Here is a 19,254-nt window from a genome sequence, read left to right on the forward strand (position 1 = left end):
GGCCGCCTGGCGGCCTTTTTATTACTCAATAAGTGGATCAGGCGCTTAACGCTTTTTCCTTGTCAAAAGGAACACCGGCATACGTCAGCTCACTCAGCAGCTTGCGTTTCCATCCACCATGCTCATCAAGCTCGGTATAGAGTACGCCCGCGAGATCGGAAGGTATTTCGATATCTCCCTTCCTTAGTACCAGCACTTTCCCGCGCCCAAGCTTACCCGCGAAATATCCCAGTTCATACAGGACATTCTGGCGTGCACGCAGTCGTGTGTTTTCAGATGCCAGGGCATTTCCACTGTCGTCGGGTGTCATCAGCACTATGGCAAAGCTGACATCTCCTGACTCCGCTTCAAATTTCTCGATTACAGTCCTTGAGCCATCAGGACGTTCAGAGAGAATGATTTCCTCCAGCCCTATCCGGGATATAAAGCGGGCAACAGACTGAAGGGCATCATTATCATGGCCGTGAACAATAAAAATTTTGCGCGAGACCTGACGTATTACTACCGGATCAGGATCGGATTCATTCTCAACATACAGCTGGTAGTCGCGAACAAAAGTTACCAGTAACGAGGATGTGAACTTACGGACAGATTCAATAATTTTTCGGTCATAGAAAAACGTGTGGCAAAAATTGAATGCGAAATTATCGTTAACGGACATTTTCCTGATTAACAAAAGCTTCAGGCCTAAAATTTCACGCGGTTCTTCAGGCCACTGCAGGATGGCGGAGCCGGCCATACTGGATTCGGTTTCATGACTTTTCGCCAGAAAGGCGTCAAGATCGACATCACATGTCAGGCGTTCGTTAACAGCCTGTAGATTACCGTCGTTCAGGAGCCGGGCCAGTTGTTTCAGTGGTTGCTGATAGTTCTGTGCATCAGCACGCTGCAAATCATACACACAATTTTTGAGTGACTGAAAAATGTCAATTGCCATCCTGCCCGTTCTCCTGTCTTTGCTGTTCGGCACTATCCAGAATTTGCTGACGCAAATCCTCTTTCATGGCCTCGATCATGGGACTAATCATCGGATTAGCGGCATACCGTGAGGCTCGCTCCTCCAACATGCTGTACGCTTCCTGAATCGCAGTTTCAATGCTGACAGGATCGTTTGCATCAAAACTTACCGGATAACTACCGTTAAGGGTTTCAGCCGCTTCCTCAACTTCTTTCAATTGTTTCTGCAATTTATCTATACCTGTAATTTTTACGCCCAAATTAGCCTCCGCAGCAGTGAAGTTCCTCAGCCAGTTATAGATAACATTTTGAAAAAGGGAAGGAGTGGAGACAACTCAAAATTCATACGATTTTACTGAGATCCGGAACTACCTTTTTTCGGATCTGAGGAACGAAACAGAGACATTGCGAACAAAATAAGAAATAAAGTGAAAAATTATTGCAAAAACGGCATTAATGCGTAATCAACAAAGGTTCTGTCTTATTCAATACATAACGGCAATAAAAGGCGAAAAACGAATTTATTTTCACTTTTTGCGGAAAAGCGGCCTTTAAGTCCACTCGTCAACAGTAAATACCTGCACATCAACCCGGACATAAAGGAGAACACTATGTCTACATTTATCGCAGCAGTATTTACTGTCATCCTCACCCTCATCGCCATCGGTAAGTTCATCTGGGCCGTTGTCGTAGCGTACCGGAGCCTCACCTGGTTCTTAACCCACTTTGACGAGCTTCCCTATATCTGGACATGCAGCTGGCGATATTACCGCCGGTATATTTTCCGCCGTATCTACCGTCGCGTCTTCAGTCGCTGATTTCGTTATCCAGCGGCATGCCCAGCCCGGCCAGCCAGCACAGACAGCACCAGGTGGTGAACACCATCTGTGTCTGACCGGATTTCCATTTGCGGATAGTTCGTGGGTCCACCGCCAGCCGGTGGGCCAGCTCCAGGTCAGTCAGGGGGATCAGCCCCCGGACCACGGAAATGTCACTGACCGAGGGCGTCTGCCAGTACTTCGTGCTGACTAGGGTATAACCGTTGAAGGCGTGGGTTTTGATCAGCGAGTGGATCAGCGTCAGGTGCTCCTGATTTTCCATCGTGCTACCCGCCGGTCAGATGCTAGTGAAACCGGGAACCCGGTGCTGCAGACGGCGGGCTTCTTCCCGGGCCTGAAGTTCACGCCCTTTTTGCAACATGTCCGCCGTTGGCTCCGGCAGGGTCTCCATGAACGCTTTAAACTGTTTGCCGATCGCGTCCAGTGACACGCTGGAGGTGATAGAGGTATGCCGGTTGGTATAAACCAGGCGTGTCAGCGGCCGGGTTAGTTCTTTACCTTCCATAAAGCGTTTGAAGATCCACAGATAGAGATCAACCAGTTCCAGTCCGGCGCTCTGCGTACCAGACTGGAAGACCAGCGGTTGCTCTGGCATGTTTTTCATGTCCATCACCGGCAGACCTGGCCCCAGCTCCCATGGCTGAGCGCGAATCTGACGATAAAATACGCTCAACTCCCGCTGGGTGGTGTTGAACTGCGATTGCTGATCAACAATGATGCGGGCCTTGCGGTTGGGAGCGCCTAGCCGGTGGCAGATCCCATGAAGCACGGACTGAAAGCCAATCATGTTTGGCATGATCTGCAGTTTTTCTTTATTGGTTTTGCAGTTGTAGCTGAGTTCATCAAAGTGGGCCATTGCCCACGACAGCGCATCAGTCACAATTTCAATGAAACGGGGATCGCCCAGCATCCCGACACGTGAAAGCAGTACGCTGCAGACTTCCCCCAACAACGCCGCCGACCGGCCATCGTGGGCTTCCAGACGGGCGCGCCAGGCTTTTTCCGCTAGCTCATCATCAAACAGCCGGGCCAGATTTATCAGCAGGGGATAGCGAAGCGGGGTCCAGTAGGCCGTCCAGGGCACCACCGGATTCATCCCCTGGTCAAACACCTGATCGAAGAAGGAAATGATGGCGTGATCGCGTTTGACCACCTGCCAGATATCAAAGCGGATACGGTGCTTTTTCTGCAGAACCAGTAACGTATCGATGACGTTATCCAGGCGGTGCATACCCAGTTCGGCGGCGTGCAGTCGCACCACCCCCATTTTTTTACGCAGCGCAGCGAGGGCAGGCTCCGCGACAGTATCGAGATCATCGGGTGAGGACAGCACGCCGTAGGACAGTATCGGCTGAGTGCTGTCAAAAAGGTTCGGTCCGGTATGGCCGGTTTCATCAACATAAAAGTGCATCAGGACATCCTGTATCAGTGGCTCCGGTATGACGCCGGACGAGGGATAAAACTATATAGAGGCCTGCAGGTCGCTCAATTAAAGACTGTCAGCCCGGTGCCAGGTTTAATAGATCGCGCAAATCAGGTACTGTCCGGCATTATTGTAAATCACCATATCACCGGTCGGCAGCTGCCTGATGCCATTATCAGGCAACCTCTCACTTCCGAAAACATTAAATTTCGCCCGATTCAAGGCACGAAAACCCACTATTTATCTGATTTTAATTGGTTATTTAATTCCTTCATGCCATTTTCCCCACTTCCATTTTCTCGCCCAGGGTGACTTTTTCTGAAGGCGTTTACCCGCTGACCGGCCGTCAGTTCCTGTTATCTCACTGAATCGCAGGTTCAAACAGCCACCTCCAGCTGTGGTATTTTTCGGATCTGCGGTGGAGAAATGAGAAAACAGGATATGCACAGCATATCCATATTCCGCGCATCTGCATAGGGCAGACATACGCATATGCCAGTCATCTGCATATGCGACACCTATACAAACCAATCTGGCAGGCATATACTGCACATATGCACTCACACATCATGCATGATCAGTTGGAGGAACATCCATGCGCACAGTTTCGATATTTAAAAACGGCAATAACCGCGCCATCCGTCTGCCCCGGGACCTGGATTTTGACGGCGTCAGCGAGCTGGAGATCGTCCGGGAAGGGGACAGCATCATTCTGCGTCCCGTCCGGCCGACCTGGGGCTCGTTCGCGCAGCTGGACAGGGCCGCTCCGGACTTTATGGCGGAGCGTGAGGATGTGGTCAGCGATGAAGGACGCTTTGAGCCATGAAGAAAACCTGGATGCTCGACACTAACATCTGCTCGTTCATCATGCGCGAGCAGCCGGCAGCGGTGCTGAAGCGCCTGGAACAGGCGGTGCTGCGCGGTGATCGCATCGTGGTCTCGGCCGTGACGTATGCCGAGATGCGCTTCGGCGCCACCGGCCCGAAGGCCTCGCCGCGCCATATTCAGCTGGTCGACGCGTTCTGCGCGCGCCTCGATGCCATCCTGCCCTGGGACCGGGCCGCGGTGGACGCCACGACGGACATCCGGGTGGCGCTGCGCCTCGCCGGGACGCCGATCGGCCCGAACGACACGGCCATTGCTGGGCACGCTATCGCGGCCGGCGCCGTCCTAGTGACGAACAATGTGAGAGAGTTTGAGCGGGTGCCGGGTCTGGTGCTGGAAGACTGGGTGAAGAAAGCCGCTCTCTGCAGGGTAATTTCTTGAATTACCATGCAGGTTATTTCGGCGTGCCGCTTATTATGCCCTTAAGAGTGTAAAGCCTGTCGAACTGGGCATAAGGTTCCCCTGTTTCCGCTGCGTGTCGGAGTTTTGCGTCCAGAAGGTCGGGCAGAGCGATACCATGACTGAGTGAATGGTAAAGATCATAACCGCTGACACAGATCACCCGTTTTCCTTTCCCGAAGGCCGTCAGACCTTCATCAGTAAACCCCATCCATCTGATGAACACGCCCCGGGCCCACTTTGCCTTGGTGCTGAGTTTTCCTTCGAATACGTGCAAATCTGCCGCTGGCGTTCTGTTCTGATGCCACTTAGCTTCCAACAGGTAAAAGTCATCATTCAGCCGGAAGCTGCCGTCAATCTGCTCGCCCGGGTTACGGAATGACGAGCGGGGGGAAAGCTTAAAGATACTGAAATTCAGGCGCTTCGCGAAGTATGTCGCGGCCTTTTGGAGGATGGCCAGTTCCTCAGCCTGCTCCGCCAGTTGTCGTTTAAGGCGGACATTTTCAGCGGCCAGTTCGCTTTCGCGCTCTGACGAACTCATTTGTTGCTGCTGTTTACTGCGCCAGGCATAAAGCTGAGATTCGTACAGGTTGAGTTCACGGGCTGCGGCGGCCACACCGATGCGTTCAGCGAGTTTCAGGGCTTCGTTACGAAATTCAGGCGTATGTTGTTTACGGGGCTTCTTGCTGATTGATACTGGTTTTGTCATGAGTCACCTCTGGTTGAGAGTTTACTCACTTAGTCCTGTGTCCACTATTGGTGGGTAAGATTAATCTAATCCCCAAGGGTATTGTTGTTTTTAATAAAATTATCGTGATAATTATTTCAAAAGAGGGTATTATTAAAATAATTCCTAAATAAACAAATACCCAATTCTTTTTTATGAATTCTTAATCACACAGGGAAATGCTTTATTTATTTTTTCAAAGTAAAATCAATTTGTTACTACCATGCAAACACAAACACAAACACAAACCTTATTAAGCACATAAAATGAATAATAATTCATCATGAAACTGTAAACATTATGTTTCATGTAAAATGGTATTATGTTGCTTTAAAAAGAAATACATTTATAATTGAATAGATAAATTACTGGAGGCATCATTAGATAATGAAACTGGTGTTTCAATGGAAAAATATATTTACTTTATGTGCAATAAGGATGTTACATTAGTGTTAACTGATGATTATTATTTTTATTTCGGCCTAAAGCAGTTAACTGGACTACCTCTGGTTTATATTACGTATGAAGGCTCGATGGATAAACCAATAGTTATTAAGCAGAAAAGAAATATAAGAGTATTGGTTGATAGCCGGATTTTTTATTCAGGGAAATGGGATGGTTATAAAATGTTAAGGAAAACATTAAATATGATAAGTCAATGGATGTGGCTTGACATTTCGGGGGGGGAGAAGTTTTATCCTAAAGGGTGTGATTATGACATCTATGTCAACATGCAAGGAAATTTAAAAAAAACATTGAAGAGCTATATTATGCATACTTAAAGAAAAATGTTAGCCGGATTGGAAATCATTACCCACAACTAACAAAAAAAGAACAAATCATTCTACAATGCTTACTCTCCAGGAGGGAGGGCATCCATGAATTAAAAAGCCGTCTAAAAATTGAAGAGAAAACACTATCGTGTCACAGATGTAAAATAACAAGAAAATTTGGTTGTAAAAGATTCATAAGATTTATGTATCTTTACAACTTAAATAAAGAAATAACTGATGAAAAATGGTGCACATCAAATACCTAGATAAAAAGGGAGGAGGAGGTGAACTATCCATCCATTATATTTATAATTCTTTTTCTATTTTATTTGTCAATTTATAATTTTTATTCTTACATAGCTCAAAGAAGGAGGTTGAGAAACATATTCCTATCAAGAAGAAGGAGGCGCAAAAAAAATAATCACCATAAAACGTCTCACACTCAATAAATAATATAATAATCATATATAATTAATGACAGTTTTAGTTGATATATAAGGATGCATTAAAGGTAAGAACACTATGAGATTGTATATCGTTACCGAAAACACTTACTTCTTTGCAGGAATGAAATGTATTTTCCGGACATCCAATATTATCTTTGTCTAATATCAAACAGTGATATACATGCATACCTACCAGACTCAAACACAATATTTTTATTAGATGGTGTGAATCATAAATTTTCGATAAAAGAGTATAGCCATCTAAAAAAGAGACAATTTTAAGATAATCGGTTAATTCAGCCATTTTACCGAATTGTACTGCCAGTTTATTTAATCACAGTTCGTCCTCTGATGAAAAACGGGAAAATGCGGGGCTGTCTATGTCCAGAGCACCAACGACGGTATTATTAATCCGGACAGGTAAAACGATTTCCGAGTTACTGGCTGTATCACAGACAATATGACCATTAAAACTATGGACATTATTTATGCACAGGATCCGTTCCTCTGCAACTGCCGTCCCGCAAACGCCGGAGCCTACCGGAATTCGGGCGCAGGCAATGTTCCCCCTGGAATGGTCCAAGAACAAGGATATCCTTCTCCAGCACATAAAATTATATTCTCCATACGGTTATACAGCAGCGAGCTGGTGTTAGCCATCATGGTAACAAAGCTGGTTTCTCCCGCCATTAGCGAACTTAAGTCACGAAATAAATCTCTGTAAGAAAAATCGGTGTTCATCTGTTATTCCCGGTGGCGATAATCCTGAACGTTATCCCCTTGCCCCTCAAGGATGGGGGATAACGTTCACTGCATAATAAAGCGTTTTAGTTATTCGTAGATATCAGCGTTACCAAAGGCATAGTTGTTATTACTGAGGCCGGTGATAACGTAATATCTGGCCCCCATTTGCGCCGCAGCCATGGCAAATTTCTTCTCCAGTTCTCCCTGAGTTGGCGCAGTTCCGCTGATGCTACCTATTTTTTTATGACCTGCCATCTGTTCTTCGGCCATTTTAATGGCACCTCTGGTCAGCTCCATTGAAAGTGCGTTATTTTGTTCTGGTATTTTTTTCTGAGCAAGTTTATACAATTCGCCTCTGTGCCCTGTGGTGGCCAGTTTTGATAAGGCTGAAGAAGGTTCATGGTCGAAACTTCGGACTGCGGTTCCTGTCACGCCCCACACACCGGAGGAAAATGGTGTTTCGTAGTCTCCTTCAGAAATATTTTTAATGCTGATGACAAACATACCATTATGACGGGTCAGTTTTGCCGTCATAAACTTCGCTGCAGCCCCGAGCCTGAGTTTTCCACTATCTGCTGTAACTTTCACAAGCTGGTCTGCAGCAGGAGCCCGGAAAAGAGCAATCTGTTCCGTTATGTCTACCGGTTTCCCGTCCTCAGTCATCAGACCTGTGAGATTAATCCCCTGTTCTGACGCCGGGGCAAAGAACCAGCCTTCTGACGCAGAGGCGGCATGCATGAAGGCAAAATGCAGATACTGTCCGTGATGTTTCTTCACCGGAATGCTGAATGAAACACTTTTGCCAGGCAAAGTGGCCCCCACGACCGCCCCGTCAGGGCTGTTGAATTGCCCAATAATTTCGCCGTAAGAATCTGACGACATGACGAGCCGGCTGGCTGCTGGCGTTTGCGCGCCGGATTTATCGCCGGCGACGGCGGCCGCAATACCGGAGGATGAGAGTAACAGGGCAGACACAACAGCGCTGGTTATAACGGTTTTCTTTAACATATTTAAGTTTCCTTGTAGTGATTACTCATAAAACAGAACCACAGATGATTATTGTCCGGCCTCATGCCGGTATTCAGCAGAGCCAATAAATTTGGAGAACCGTTCACACCATATCTGAACGGTGGTGAATTCATTGACGTTAACACTGTCAGGAATACTCTTTCTGAAATTACCAAAGTTTTTGAGTTCTCCAATCAGCACGGCCTCTTTTTTCATTTCCAGAAAAGAACTCTTATCTACCGCCTGTTTTTTCGTCAGATAGATTTTGTAATCCGGCCCGGGCGCTACTTCACCTTTGAAGGCGATTTCGTTATCGGTAACGTAAAGCTCGCCCTCTGCCCAGTGAAGAACATCGCTGCCTTTCTGATTACGTTTAAAATCACCCTTATATTTTGCCAGCTTCCGCACATCGTTGATTTCGTTCAGCGAAGCATTTTCCTGGGCAGTCAGTATCGGCAGCAGATAAATCCCCAGGCCGGTACCCGCTCCCAGAACAGCCAGGTGTGAAATTAGCAGGATAACTTTAAGTCTGGTCTTCATTTTTTCCTCCATGAGTTGATAACAGCTTACCTGCCATCGTTATATACTTCATTATATATGCTTTACTGATTTATGGCTTCCATCACATGTGATGAATAAACTACTGCGGCGCCCGCGTTCAGGGAAACAGCCACGGCCAGCGCAGCGGCGATTTCTTCTCTGGATGCACCGGCTTTCAGGGCCGCCTGTGAGTGAATACTGATGCAGCCGTCGCACCGGGTCGTTACGGCGACCGCCAGGGAAATCAGCTCCTGTGTTTTCTGGTCCAGCACGCCCTGACGATTGGCAAATTCAGCGATAGTCTGATAGACCTTCAGGGGTTCAGGGATCTCAGTCACGAGTGAGCCGACATTTTTAGGTTTTTTCTTTATTCATTCCAGTTCATGTTCATAATTTTTCCTTTGGGTTACAGGGAGGGCTTTCAGGCCCTGATAGTTAAATATCTTTTCAGGTCATGTTTCAGCAGGACAGCACCGGCACCGATTAACAGAACATCTTTTATGATGAAGCTGTCAATTTTCCCCAGTTGTGGCAGCAAACTCAGTGTGGTGATACCTGTGACGATAACGATGATATCCCCCAGCACGCCGGCAGCAGGTCTGAAGAAACCGATAATCAGTGCCAGAAAGGTAAGCGTTTCCATTACGCCGAGGAAGTAGCTCCCCCCGTGGACACCAAAGAGGATATACAGGATATTCAGCCATGTTGAGGAAATAATAGGTTCGAGGGCCATCACTTCAAAATCAAACCATTTATAGGTCCCGAACAACATAAATATCGTGATAACCGACAGGCGAAGAATAACCATGTCGTTGTCTGAGCGGATAAAACTTTTGAAAAAATTTTTCATTCTATTCTCCAGGCAAAAAACTATGCCCTGTCAGAAATCAGGTACGGGCATCAAGCATCATCATTAAAGCGTCAACGGCACCGGTATAGGCATCATGAGGAGGGATCCGGTTCAGCATCAGCGCGCCCTTCAGTGCGGAGCAGACAATGATGGCAAGCTCATCAGGAGGGACGACAGACCTGAGCTCGCCGCTTTTCTGCCCGGAAGCAAGGACGTTTTTCAGTATTAGCATCTCCGTCTGTGCCAGGCAGCTGACAGCTTTCTGCAGTTCAGAGGAGAACTGGTGACTGTCCGACAGCATGGCGTAAACGCCGCACATTTCCTCTCTCTCTGCACAGCCGGCAAACGCGTCGAGATACGCCCTGAGGCGTTGTACCCCCGGAGGAATATCATGGAGGGCGGCATCAAGCTGACTAAACACCCCTGTTTTGTATTCGCAGTAGGCCAAACCCAGATCGGTTTTCCCGGGAAAATGGTGGTGGATACTGGCTTTTCTGATACCAATCTCTTTTTCCAGGTCGGCATAGCTGAAACCCAGAAATCCGCGTTGCTGAATTAAGGTATCCGTCAGGCGAAGTATTTTGTCGTAAGTAGACACCGCATTTTCCTGTTATGTATGAAGGGCACTGTATACGTACCTTAGCGGTAGATAACGGCGGTTCCGTAAAATTTATTTTTACCGTCAAGCGAAGTGATACGGAAGTAAGAGGCCCCGGCCTGCTCTACTCTGGCTTTAAGCGCAGCGGTCACTTCGTCTAGCGTTGACAGATTGCCGGCAGAAATATGGCCTGACGGCATCAGACCCGCAGCGTCCTGACGGTTAATTTCATCTGCGGCGGCTGCGTAGCTGGCCAGGGTAAGAGCAAGTGCGGCAACGGTGGTATGGATAATGCGTTTCATGGACGATCTCTCCTGGTGATTAAGTATACCTGCATCCTACCTATCAATAGATAGGTAGGCAAGGAATATTTATAAAAAATAAGAGGGATGAGATATATTCATTTGTTTTTATTGCTTTTTTCCAAAACTAAAAAAAGCATGACTGGCTCAACTTACCAGTAACATCCTGAATATCACACGATGTCAGTCAGTGTTACAGGTAACGGATTCGTGGATGGAAAAGAGGTTTCACTGGCAGTGACGGAAATTTCGGCGGTTCCGGCGTAGAACCCCATTATGATTAGTGGATACGCCCCTACATTTCCAGACAGCTGTTATCACTTAATCTATTACTGGCCCGCAGCCGTAGATATTCTAGCCACGGTGGTAACGAGTATCCGGAAGAGATTCCACTCACACTCTTTCAATCCTATTGCAAAAGCTGATTTACTCAACAGGATTAAAAGAGGGAGTTTGATACAATTTATTTCACTTTTTGTTAGAATACTAATTCTTTTCTTGTATTTTTTTGAGGAAATGAGCACGGAATACGACATAATCTTAATCTGTAGTCAGTAAAGAGTCTATCCTCCCTGACTACAGATTATGTCGTGTATTATATGATATCAACTTGGCTGTCAGCGGCCATGTTGATATCAGCGTACCTTTGTTGTAAAGGAATACCGGTCAGAACAGCACAGAGTAGTTCAGACCAAAGGTTCGGCCCCTGCCTTTGTAGTCGTACAGTGACGCTGGGCCGTAACCCGGGCTGTAGTACAGTGGTGCACGCTGCCCCCAGACAGTGGTGTAGTCACGGTCGAAGAGGTTTTCAATGCTGAAGCTGAGTGTACCCACCGGAAGCTGATAACTGCCGAGCAGATCCACGGTGGTATAGCCATCGACCTTGTAGCCCTGCGCGTCGCTCACGTCAAAGGAGGTGGTGCTCTGCACGCGCAGACTCCACGGGTCCGGTGCCCAGCCAATGTAGGCTGTCGCTTTTGATGGGCTTGCTGTCTTCACATCGTATTTCTGCCAGGTACCGTTCACTTTCGACTCAGTTTTCAGCACGTTGAAGTTCACTCCGGTACTCCAGTCAGTATCAGGAATCAGGTAGTCCACCGCACCTTCCACGCCGTAAATACGGCGTTTGTCGTCCACCACGCTGATGGTCAGATCTTTATTCGCCACCACGCTCTTATCAGAAATCGAATAGTAGGCCGCGATTTGGGTGCGCAGATTATTGCCAGTAAAGCGCCAGCCCAGCTCATAAGAATCGACTTTCACGCCTTCCAGCTTGCTGTCGCTGACGTTCACACTCTTTGTTAGAGGAAGATGGCCGTTCACTGCAGCACCATAGATGCCGCGACCATAGTATTTACCCGGGTCCGGCAGCTCCACGCCCTGGGAGAAGTTGAGCCATGCCTGCTGGCGTTCGGTGATGTGCATCAGCAGACCGGCGTTGAACAGGAAGTTGTCGTAATCGACTGAGCCGCCAGGAATGGCGTCGGCGGATGTAGCCTTCCCGGCGGCAATCTGCCGTTGCTGCGCGTAGCCGATGAAATCATCAATCTTGTTTTCAGTGTACTGATAGCGTACGCCACCGTTGAGGGTAAAGAGATTATTGATGTCATAGCCTGATTGCAGGAAGGCCGCTAGGTTGGTGATGTCATACGACGGATAGCGCCCGGTGGTGTAAATCTTCTTGTTGTTCAGCCCTCCGGAAGCGCTTGCCTGAGCCAGGTCGAAGAACATCTGGTTGGAGGTAAAGCGCTCATGATCAGCATCCAGCCCCCAGGTGATTTGCCAGCCGTCCATCGGTTTGCTGTTCAGAGTCAGTTTCATGCCGTACTGGTCGGTGTCCTGCTGTGACGAAGAGAAAGCCGTCACCTGTTTGTTCGCATTTACCGTCGGGAACGGGTAGAATCGCAACGACTCATCGCGGTAGTAAACCTGACCGACCAGCTCCTGTCCCAGGAAAGCGCTGTCAGAGTACTGCAGGCTGATCAAATGCCGCTCAGTGCCGGGAATACGGTCGGAATTCAGCCCGTTACTGACGAATGGCGTGCTGGTCCCTCTGATGGCAGAGAAGCCTTTCCCGAGATTAAGCCCGTAATCGTCGTCGCCCTGGCTTTTATAGTACTGTGTGATCAACTGAAGCTGCCGGGATTCATCGATGTTCAGCGTACCAGTTCCCATGATGTCCAGCCGATCGGAGTACTGCAGGCCGGTCTGGGTGTTATCAAGCAGGGTGGCATCGCCGTTACCGTCAAACCAGCCGCCAAATTTCTGATATGCCACGGAAAGACGTCCGGAAATATGCTCATTTCCGCCGGAGACAGCTCCGGCAATGCGTTCATCGTGATCTTTACTGCTGCTAAAGCCACTTTTGGTGCCAGCCTCAAACTCCATTATGGTTTCCGGCTGGCCTTTTTTGGTCACGATGTTGATCAGGCCACCGGTACTGCCGCCGCCGTACAGGGACGTCGCACCGGAGATCACTTCAATACGGTCGATATTAAAAGGATCTATAGAGTCCAGTTGTCGGCTGTCGGTACGTGAAGAGTTGAGACGTACGCCGTCAACCAGCACGACCAGAGGGCGGCCACGCACATTCATACCGTAGTTGGTGCGGCTTCGGCTGCTGACGTCAAGGCCAGGGATCAGCTGAGCCAGTGCGTCTTTAAGCTCTTTGCCGCCCTGAATCTGCTGTTCCAGTTCGGCGTTTTCGATAACCCAGGTGGTTTGCGCCATCTCCGCTACGGTGCGATTGCTGCGGTTGGCAGACACCACGAACGTTTCATCATCGGTTTGTTGAGCGACTGCTGGCGCCATCATGGTAAGAAGCAGTGGGTTGAGAGCCCAAAGCGTATACTTTTTGCTTATCATCATTATTCCTCCACACGGGCGGAAAAAATCAGCCCAAAGATGCTGTGTAGCGAGTTAAAGAAGCAGCCTCCGGCTGCGTTTTCCCTAGGTGCCGCTGCGCCACTGAATCAGGGCGGGCGGCATACTGAGATCGAATAAATCACGTCCCATTACACGATTAAGAATACGTGCAGATCTCCATGCCATCAGGCTGAGCTGGGGTTCGGCGATGCCATGGGTTTGCATACTGGCGTTGACCGCGAAGATGTTGTTCTCTTTCGGGCCGTTCCACTCCAGGGTGAAGTCGTCGCGTACTTTGAAATTGCACTCATCGCGCATGGCGATTCGCGACATCAGCGGTGAAAGAATCTGCGGCAGCGCGGGACGGTATCCGGTGGCGAAAATCACCACGTCGCTTTCCAGTGTGTCATAGCCGTTATCCAGATGATGCTCCAGCAGCAGTTGCCAGCTCTGGCCGCGACTTTCCAGCCCGGTGACCGAGCGGCTTGGCAGCAGACGGGCGTTACGCGGTTGCCTCAGTACCTCGAAGCGATGATACAACTCGCGATAAATGGTCAGTAGCGAGTCGGCCGTGATGCCGTCGGAGGTCATTTTCTGCTCGTCGAGCATCTTCTGGCGCGCGCGTTCATTCAGACCGACGAAGCCTGAAACGTACTCAGGCGTGAAGTATTCGTTGGCGAACGCCGCCTCATCCAGCGCGTTAAAGTTATTGCGGCGCGAGACCCAACTGATCTCTGCAACGTCGCCCCATTCTCCGCGTAGCGCATTGAGAAACAGGTCGGCGCCGCTTTGCCCGCCGCCAACCACGCTGACTCGCTTGCCGCCGAGGTCTGGCCGGCGCAGGCTCATTTCACTGGCGTGGAAGCAGGTTTGCGTCGCCGTTTTTACGCAAGGCGGCAGGTGCGGTTGCTTGCCAATGCCAAGGCAGATATTGCGGGCAACGCTTTCGCCCTGGCTGGTCTGCACCACAAACCGCTGGTGTCTCTCGTCGAAATCAATACTCTCAACGGTATGATTGAAATGCAGATTGTTCATCCCTTCGGCGGCCCAGCGCAGGTAGTCGGAAAACTCATCGCGGGATACGGTACGCAGTTCGGTGGTCAGGAAGCGGTAGAATTTTTTGCGCTTCACCAGATAATTAACAAAGCTGTACGGGCTTGTGGGAGCCACAGCGCTAACCAGATCTTTCAGGAACATGGTCTGCATATGGCAGTCCGGCACCAGCATGCCGGGATGCCAGGCAAAATGCGGGCGGCCGTCAAAGAAGCGGCTGCTTAATCCTTCTGCCTGATGAGACAGCGCCGCGATGCTCAGGTTGAACGGGCCGATGCCTATGCCAATAAAATCTACAGTGTTTGTCATGATTCAGTCCCTGGTTGCCAGCCACAGCGGGTTTTGCAGATCCTCAAGGTAATTCGGCAACATGCGGCTGCCGCCGTCCTGGTCGTGCCAGGTCAGTTTTACCGGGTTCAGTACTACGCGAATAATTTGTGGCTTGAAGAGTGAGAAAAGCGCAAAGCGCGCTGACATTTGTGGGTGTTCCTGCATGTAATCACTCAACACTGCTGCCAGCAGTTGATAAAAACGCCTCTCCGGTACGCCAAGGCGAGCCATCAGTGGCGAAACAAAGCGCAGAACCGTCACGAAGTGGCCGGTCTGTAAATCATGAATTAAGTAGTCGGCGCTCAGGCGAGCGGTGACGTCACGCACCTCCTGAGGCAGGGAGTCCATTTCCGGGAACGCATCTTTCACCAGCCGCATATCGCCCTGGAAATCTTTCAACAGCACGCGCTGCGGTACGCCCTTTTTCATGGCGAGCGTTATATTTTGTCCGTGGGCGATAAGCGCGACGCCGTAGCGGCAAAGCAGGTGATACAGCGGAACCACTACCACTCGGAACAGCTGCGTGAGCCAGGTTTCAGCGTCCAGCCCGGAGCGGTCGATATATGCGCCTATCAGCGGCTGATTGTTTTCATCGCACTCCATCAGTGTTGCCATCAGAATCGGACTTTCGTCCGGCTTCAGCCAGCGACACGGATTCTCACGCCAGATAACGCCGAGCATCTCCTGGTAGCGGTAGGGGGCCTGGGCAAGCGCGGCATAGCCTTCATGGGACACATAGCCCGCCGCCGGTTCACCGAGGATCACCGCGCCGCTTTGCTTAAGCGTGGCGTCGGTCGCAAAAACCTGTTGCAGCCAGCGTGAGGCCAGCGGCCCGGCGGCGATGTATTTGCCCGGAATCCCCCGGTAGCAGGAGGTGTTGTAGATGGTCAGCGGCAGCTTGATATCCAGCCCGCCCTGGCGACTGGCGTTGGTCAGGGTGCGCAGCGACTGCTGCGCGAGCCACAAGTCGCCAAACTCGCCGAGCGAAACCATCCTGCCTTCGGCAAGATCGGCGATGAAGTCGAGGGAGATTTTTTGCTGCCACTGCCACGGATGTACCGGCAGTGGCAGCCAGTCGTTATCCAGCCCGTTGTCCTGCCAGACCTGATTGAAGCGGGCAAACTCCTGCGGGTCCATCGCGGCCGCCAACAACTGCTGAATATCCAGCTCGCTGTCGCAGCGCCAGACCATATGCTCACGTTTTACCGCCAGCCAGTGCAGTCTGAAGGTGTTGGCGTACTCTGGCGCATATCGCTCCAGCGCCTCTTTGCCCCAGCCCCGACGACCTTTATTAAAAGCGAATTTAGGATGGCCGCTTAGCAGGCATTGCAGGCGGTCGGCATCAAGATCAATCAGGTCACTGGCGCTCAGCCCGCGCCGTGCCTTCAGCAGTTGCAGGTCACCCAGCAGCGTGGCATACAAATCCTGCATATGCTCAGCAACGGTGGCATCGCTCATCGACAGCACCGGCTTTAGCTGCATCAGTAGCGTTTGCGCCAGAACGGGCTCGTCCGCGCAGCGCAGCGTTTGAGCATCAATCCACAGCCAGCCCCAGATGCCGCGTTCAGCGCTGAAGCGCCATTGTGCGCCCGGCAGGTTAATGCAGTAGCGGCCATCGCCCTGAGATTCCGCGTGGAAAACCTGCTCATACTCCAGCTCGGCCAGCATTTTTGCCACCAGCTGGCGGTTAACAAAATCCCAATCCTTGTGATTCATTACAGACCGACCTCCGTGAAGAAGTGATGGCGATCCGCCATCACCATGCGCGAGCGCTTGTGTGGGAAGTCGAACTCTTTAATTGTCCGGTATCCCGCAGGCTCAAGGTGGCGGAACAGGCGCTGGTTATCGGCGCGTGGCTCCAGTACGGTGCGCTGCGTGCGGGGCTCATCCAGCAACAGGTAATGTGTCAGCCCTCGCAGCCAGCTTTGTACGTAGTGGGCTCCGCGCCATTGCTGTTCACCAACCAGCAGATGCAGGCCACGGTCAAAGGGTTGCCATGAATAGTGGCGGCCAATGCGGTCTTCCGCCGCCCAGTAGATTTCGAAATAGCTAAACGGCCTATCGTCGAAGCAGCCGATCAGCGGGAACGCATGTTTACCGGTGAGCTGGCGTTCCAGATAGGCGGTCTGTACCTCCAGCGAGCCGCTTTGCTCCCAGAAATACTCAACGCGCGGATCGTTCATCCAGCGGGTGAAACGTTCTGCATCAAGAACGGGATCGGCAACGCGGAAACTCAGCGTCTTGCGAACGCGTGGATCGTAACGGCGATAAACCTCGCCCTGCGGACGGGGTGGGCGCAGCGGGAAATAAATCTCACGCTCTGCATCAAAAACCATTTCGCCGGAGGCCCGGTTTGCCGGAGAACTCAGCCATAGCGGTAACTGCCAGAAGGCGGTGCGATGGATGATGTCGCTTTTTACCTGCCCGAAAAGCGTCAGCGCCTGTGGCTCCTCACGCCATTCGGCCCAAGGGAGAACCACCGCTGAAAGTTGCGGTGCGGCGATAAATATCTGCTCCAGCGCGTCGCGCAGCCACCCTGTCGGCAACGGCCCCGGCCAGTGCAGCACCGCGCTATTGTCCAGCCCCCAGCTAAGATTCAGAGGCTTGTCGAGTTTTTCACAGCGCAGTCCATATCCGCTGTGAACGATGTTTGCCTTAGACATTTAACCCTCCTGAGCCAGCAGCGGGTTGGCGAAATCGAAGTAGATCACCGAGGGATCGACGATGGTGTTCTCGTTGTGGTCGTTCAGATAACAGAAAAAGTTACCTTTTACGTTCCAGTACGGATTTTCCAGCACGTAGTTGAGACAGGTTTTATGAGTCACCTGATCACGCATTTCAGCCAGCAACGTTCGTACGCGAGCCATCAGATTCGCTTCACTGTCCAGCCCGGCAGCGCCCAGCGCGGCGGTCACGGCAAAAGTGGAGTTAACCAGCAGGTAATAAGGGAAGTAGCGCAGCAACTGCTCACGGGTGAAGACGTTTTCCGCCTGCGCCTCGCCAATGGTGTCGAGCCAGCCTGCCGCGTGAGGCATAAACGCGCTGCCCTGGCAGTCACGGTAGATAAGCCCGACCGGCAGATCCCCAAGCATCTGAACCAGAATATTTTGCTGATGCGCCAGCAGCACCAGGCCGTAATCCGCTTCAGCCGTAAACAGCGGCTTCAGCACCTGATGGCAGTAAGCATCGACCCATGCGTGGGCGGCCTGTTGCGCAGTGATGCCGAGGCGATCGCTCAGGCGTTTTACCGCCGCAACCAGCAGCGAATCACCGCCATCCGGCGCGGCCTGGGTCAGGGAGACCAGTACGTTAGTCTGGCTTTGCGGCTGATCCACCAGCAGGTTTTCACGCAGGGCAAACAGGCTTTCCTGCATGATGTTGCCGTGGAGATCGCGCAGCCCGGCCCAACCGTCTTCCTGCATCACCCGGAAAGTCGGGAAGCGGGCCTGTAGCGTCTGCCAGTCGTCGGTTTGCGCCAGGCGCGCCAGGCGCATTCCACGCTTCACTTCTTTCACTGACAGGGTACGGACGGAGTTGGTCAGGCGCACGCTCAGGGAGAATTTGATCATGTCGCGGCTGGTGGCGCAGTATAGCGAGCGGGAAGAGGTGGTCGGTAGCCACGGCGCGCCGGCCTCGCCTAAATCTTTAATCAGCCCTTTAGCGACAAGCTCCTGGCACCATTCCTGCTGCAACAGATACTCCCCCTGCCACGGGTGCAGCGGGAATAGCCATTGATTGTCGCTTAATTCATTGAGTAACTGCGGCGCATTCTCTGCGGCAAATCGCGTCAACCGTTGTTGCAGGTTGAGATGCAGGCTTTCACCGGCGATCTGCGTTTTGTTCACCGCAAACCACCGCAGCGGGAAGTGGGGCGCGAAGTCCGGCAGGTAGCGTTCGGCCTCCTGCTGGTTAAACGGTTCATGAGACTTAGGCGCCGGGTGGAAGGCGTGCCCGACCAGCAGAGCCTGCTCCGCCTCGCCAAAGTTCAACGCTTTTTCACGCAGGGCTGCCCAGTCATGGCGGGCATCAATTGCCTGCTGCGTATGGGCGTGGCTTTCCATCACGCGCTGGTGGAAGGTTTCGCAACTGGTCGCGGGTAGCAAGAGTTGGTGCTGGAGCTTATCAACAATAAGCCGGGAGAGGGTGGCGAAATCGACGGGGTGACTGCCGGAGGCCGTGACCAGACGCGCCGGAAATTCAAAGCGGTGATGCTGGGTTGGGGAGAAATAAGCCACTCTGAAATGGAGCGCCTGCTGTTCGCCCAGCGGGATGATCAATTGGGTTGGCTGGTATTCCGTCAGCCGCCAGTCTTTGGTTTCACGAACCAAGGAATTAAGGAAGCACTGCGCAGCCACATCCAAGGTTGAGGTTTTAGTTGGCAAAGTCATAGTCAAACAGATCTCACTCGTCATGATAATGAGAATTTTGTCGATAAAGATTCCCATTATCAACAAAAATTATTAGGATTGATAAAATTTATTTTATAAATAAGCACAATCAATATATGGAATTACA

The 19,254-nt window shown here is 51.0% G+C and carries 17 protein-coding genes and 5 pseudogenes; 4 read left to right on the plus strand and 18 right to left on the minus strand.

Going from position 1 to position 19,254, the window contains the following annotated elements; translation table 11 throughout:
- Window positions 1-37 precede the first annotated feature (37 nt).
- Window positions 38-937, minus strand: coding sequence for a TIR domain-containing protein (locus KB892_RS28420; RefSeq protein ID WP_004225022.1), 900 nt, complete (start codon window positions 935-937; stop codon window positions 38-40).
- Window positions 927-1,217 carry a hypothetical protein gene (locus KB892_RS28425; RefSeq protein WP_004213078.1) on the minus strand — a complete coding sequence of 97 codons (291 nt, stop codon included), beginning with the start codon at window positions 1,215-1,217 and terminating at the stop codon, window positions 927-929. Before KB892_RS28425 ends, KB892_RS28420 begins: the two co-directional genes overlap by 11 nt.
- Before the next feature lie 351 nt (window positions 1,218-1,568).
- On the opposite strand from KB892_RS28425, the gene KB892_RS28430 reads away from it, so the two are divergent.
- A complete protein-coding gene (locus KB892_RS28430; RefSeq protein ID WP_004213077.1) occupies window positions 1,569-1,775 on the plus strand; it encodes a hypothetical protein in 207 nt (68 codons plus the stop codon).
- Here the strand turns inward: KB892_RS28430 and KB892_RS28435 are convergent.
- The gene (locus KB892_RS28435; protein ID WP_004213076.1) at window positions 1,765-2,058 is read right to left on the minus strand and encodes a hypothetical protein; all 294 of its coding nucleotides are present in this window, start codon (window positions 2,056-2,058) and stop codon (window positions 1,765-1,767) included. The two genes, KB892_RS28430 and KB892_RS28435, sit on opposite strands and share 11 nt — an antisense overlap.
- Window positions 2,059-2,073: 15 nt before the next feature.
- Window positions 2,074-3,207 carry a DUF3800 domain-containing protein gene (locus tag KB892_RS28440; RefSeq protein ID WP_004213075.1) on the minus strand — a complete coding sequence of 378 codons (1,134 nt, stop codon included), beginning with the start codon at window positions 3,205-3,207 and terminating at the stop codon, window positions 2,074-2,076.
- 607 nt (window positions 3,208-3,814) lie between these two features.
- On the opposite strand from KB892_RS28440, the gene vapB reads away from it, so the two are divergent.
- Both vapB and KB892_RS28450 read left to right on the plus strand, forming a co-directional pair.
- Complete coding sequence (gene vapB, locus KB892_RS28445) at window positions 3,815-4,045, plus strand: type II toxin-antitoxin system VapB family antitoxin (RefSeq protein WP_004213073.1); 231 nt, start codon at window positions 3,815-3,817, stop codon at window positions 4,043-4,045.
- Window positions 4,042-4,485 (plus strand): type II toxin-antitoxin system VapC family toxin, encoded by a 444-nt coding sequence (locus tag KB892_RS28450; protein ID WP_004213072.1) that lies wholly within the window; start codon window positions 4,042-4,044, stop codon window positions 4,483-4,485. Before vapB ends, KB892_RS28450 begins: the two co-directional genes overlap by 4 nt.
- A 13-nt stretch (window positions 4,486-4,498) precedes the next feature.
- On the opposite strand, the pseudogene KB892_RS31580 reads toward KB892_RS28450, so the two are convergent.
- Both KB892_RS31580 and KB892_RS28460 read right to left on the minus strand, forming a co-directional pair.
- Window positions 4,499-4,915: pseudogene (locus KB892_RS31580) on the minus strand (restriction endonuclease); the annotation flags it as partial.
- Window positions 4,905-5,212, minus strand: a pseudogene (locus KB892_RS28460) (transposase); the annotation flags it as partial. The pseudogenes KB892_RS31580 and KB892_RS28460, both read right to left, overlap by 11 nt.
- A gap of 422 nt (window positions 5,213-5,634) precedes the next feature.
- On the opposite strand from KB892_RS28460, the pseudogene rmpA2 reads away from it, so the two are divergent.
- Window positions 5,635-6,269: pseudogene (gene rmpA2, locus KB892_RS28465) on the plus strand (mucoid phenotype regulator RmpA2).
- 436 nt (window positions 6,270-6,705) lie between these two features.
- Here rmpA2 and KB892_RS28470 read toward each other — a convergent pair.
- The 12 genes and pseudogenes from KB892_RS28470 to iucA all read right to left on the minus strand — a co-directional run.
- Window positions 6,706-7,190, minus strand: a pseudogene (locus tag KB892_RS28470) (GAF domain-containing protein); the annotation flags it as partial.
- 90 nt (window positions 7,191-7,280) lie between these two features.
- Window positions 7,281-8,201 carry a YdgH/BhsA/McbA family protein gene (locus tag KB892_RS28475; protein ID WP_004213934.1) on the minus strand — a complete coding sequence of 307 codons (921 nt, stop codon included), beginning with the start codon at window positions 8,199-8,201 and terminating at the stop codon, window positions 7,281-7,283.
- Between the two features lie 48 nt (window positions 8,202-8,249).
- Entirely contained in the window at window positions 8,250-8,741 is a 492-nt protein-coding gene (locus tag KB892_RS28480; RefSeq protein WP_011251327.1) for a DM13 domain-containing protein, read from the minus strand.
- Window positions 8,742-8,803: 62 nt separating this feature from the next.
- Complete coding sequence (locus KB892_RS28485; RefSeq protein WP_004213932.1) at window positions 8,804-9,079, minus strand: carboxymuconolactone decarboxylase family protein; 276 nt, start codon at window positions 9,077-9,079, stop codon at window positions 8,804-8,806.
- 83 nt (window positions 9,080-9,162) lie between these two features.
- Window positions 9,163-9,591 (minus strand): DUF417 family protein, encoded by a 429-nt coding sequence (locus KB892_RS28490; RefSeq protein ID WP_004902152.1) that lies wholly within the window; start codon window positions 9,589-9,591, stop codon window positions 9,163-9,165.
- Window positions 9,592-9,628: 37 nt separating this feature from the next.
- Window positions 9,629-10,189, minus strand: coding sequence for a TetR/AcrR family transcriptional regulator (locus KB892_RS28495; protein ID WP_004213927.1), 561 nt, complete (start codon window positions 10,187-10,189; stop codon window positions 9,629-9,631).
- Window positions 10,190-10,230: 41 nt separating this feature from the next.
- Window positions 10,231-10,491, minus strand: coding sequence for a YdgH/BhsA/McbA-like domain containing protein (locus tag KB892_RS28500; protein ID WP_004213925.1), 261 nt, complete (start codon window positions 10,489-10,491; stop codon window positions 10,231-10,233).
- A 666-nt stretch (window positions 10,492-11,157) separates the two neighbouring features.
- Window positions 11,158-13,359: a ferric aerobactin receptor IutA gene (gene iutA / locus KB892_RS28505; RefSeq protein WP_004213924.1), complete on the minus strand. Its 2,202-nt coding sequence runs from the start codon at window positions 13,357-13,359 to the stop codon at window positions 11,158-11,160.
- A gap of 25 nt (window positions 13,360-13,384) precedes the next feature.
- A pseudogene (iucD, locus tag KB892_RS28510) lies at window positions 13,385-14,718 on the minus strand (NADPH-dependent L-lysine N(6)-monooxygenase).
- 3 nt (window positions 14,719-14,721) lie between these two features.
- The gene (gene iucC / locus KB892_RS28515; RefSeq protein WP_004213922.1) at window positions 14,722-16,455 is read right to left on the minus strand and encodes an NIS family aerobactin synthetase IucC; all 1,734 of its coding nucleotides are present in this window, start codon (window positions 16,453-16,455) and stop codon (window positions 14,722-14,724) included.
- Window positions 16,455-17,402, minus strand: a complete 948-nt coding sequence (iucB, locus tag KB892_RS28520) for a N(6)-hydroxylysine O-acetyltransferase IucB (RefSeq protein ID WP_004213921.1) — start codon at window positions 17,400-17,402, stop codon at window positions 16,455-16,457. Before iucB ends, iucC begins: the two co-directional genes overlap by 1 nt.
- On the minus strand, window positions 17,403-19,127 hold the full coding sequence (gene iucA / locus KB892_RS28525; RefSeq protein ID WP_004213920.1) for an aerobactin synthase IucA: 1,725 nt from the start codon (window positions 19,125-19,127) through the stop codon (window positions 17,403-17,405).
- Window positions 19,128-19,254: the final 127 nt, after the last annotated feature.

It is taken from the genome of Klebsiella sp. P1927 (assembly GCF_018204675.1).
Classification (GTDB): Bacteria; Pseudomonadota; Gammaproteobacteria; order Enterobacterales; family Enterobacteriaceae; genus Klebsiella; species Klebsiella pneumoniae.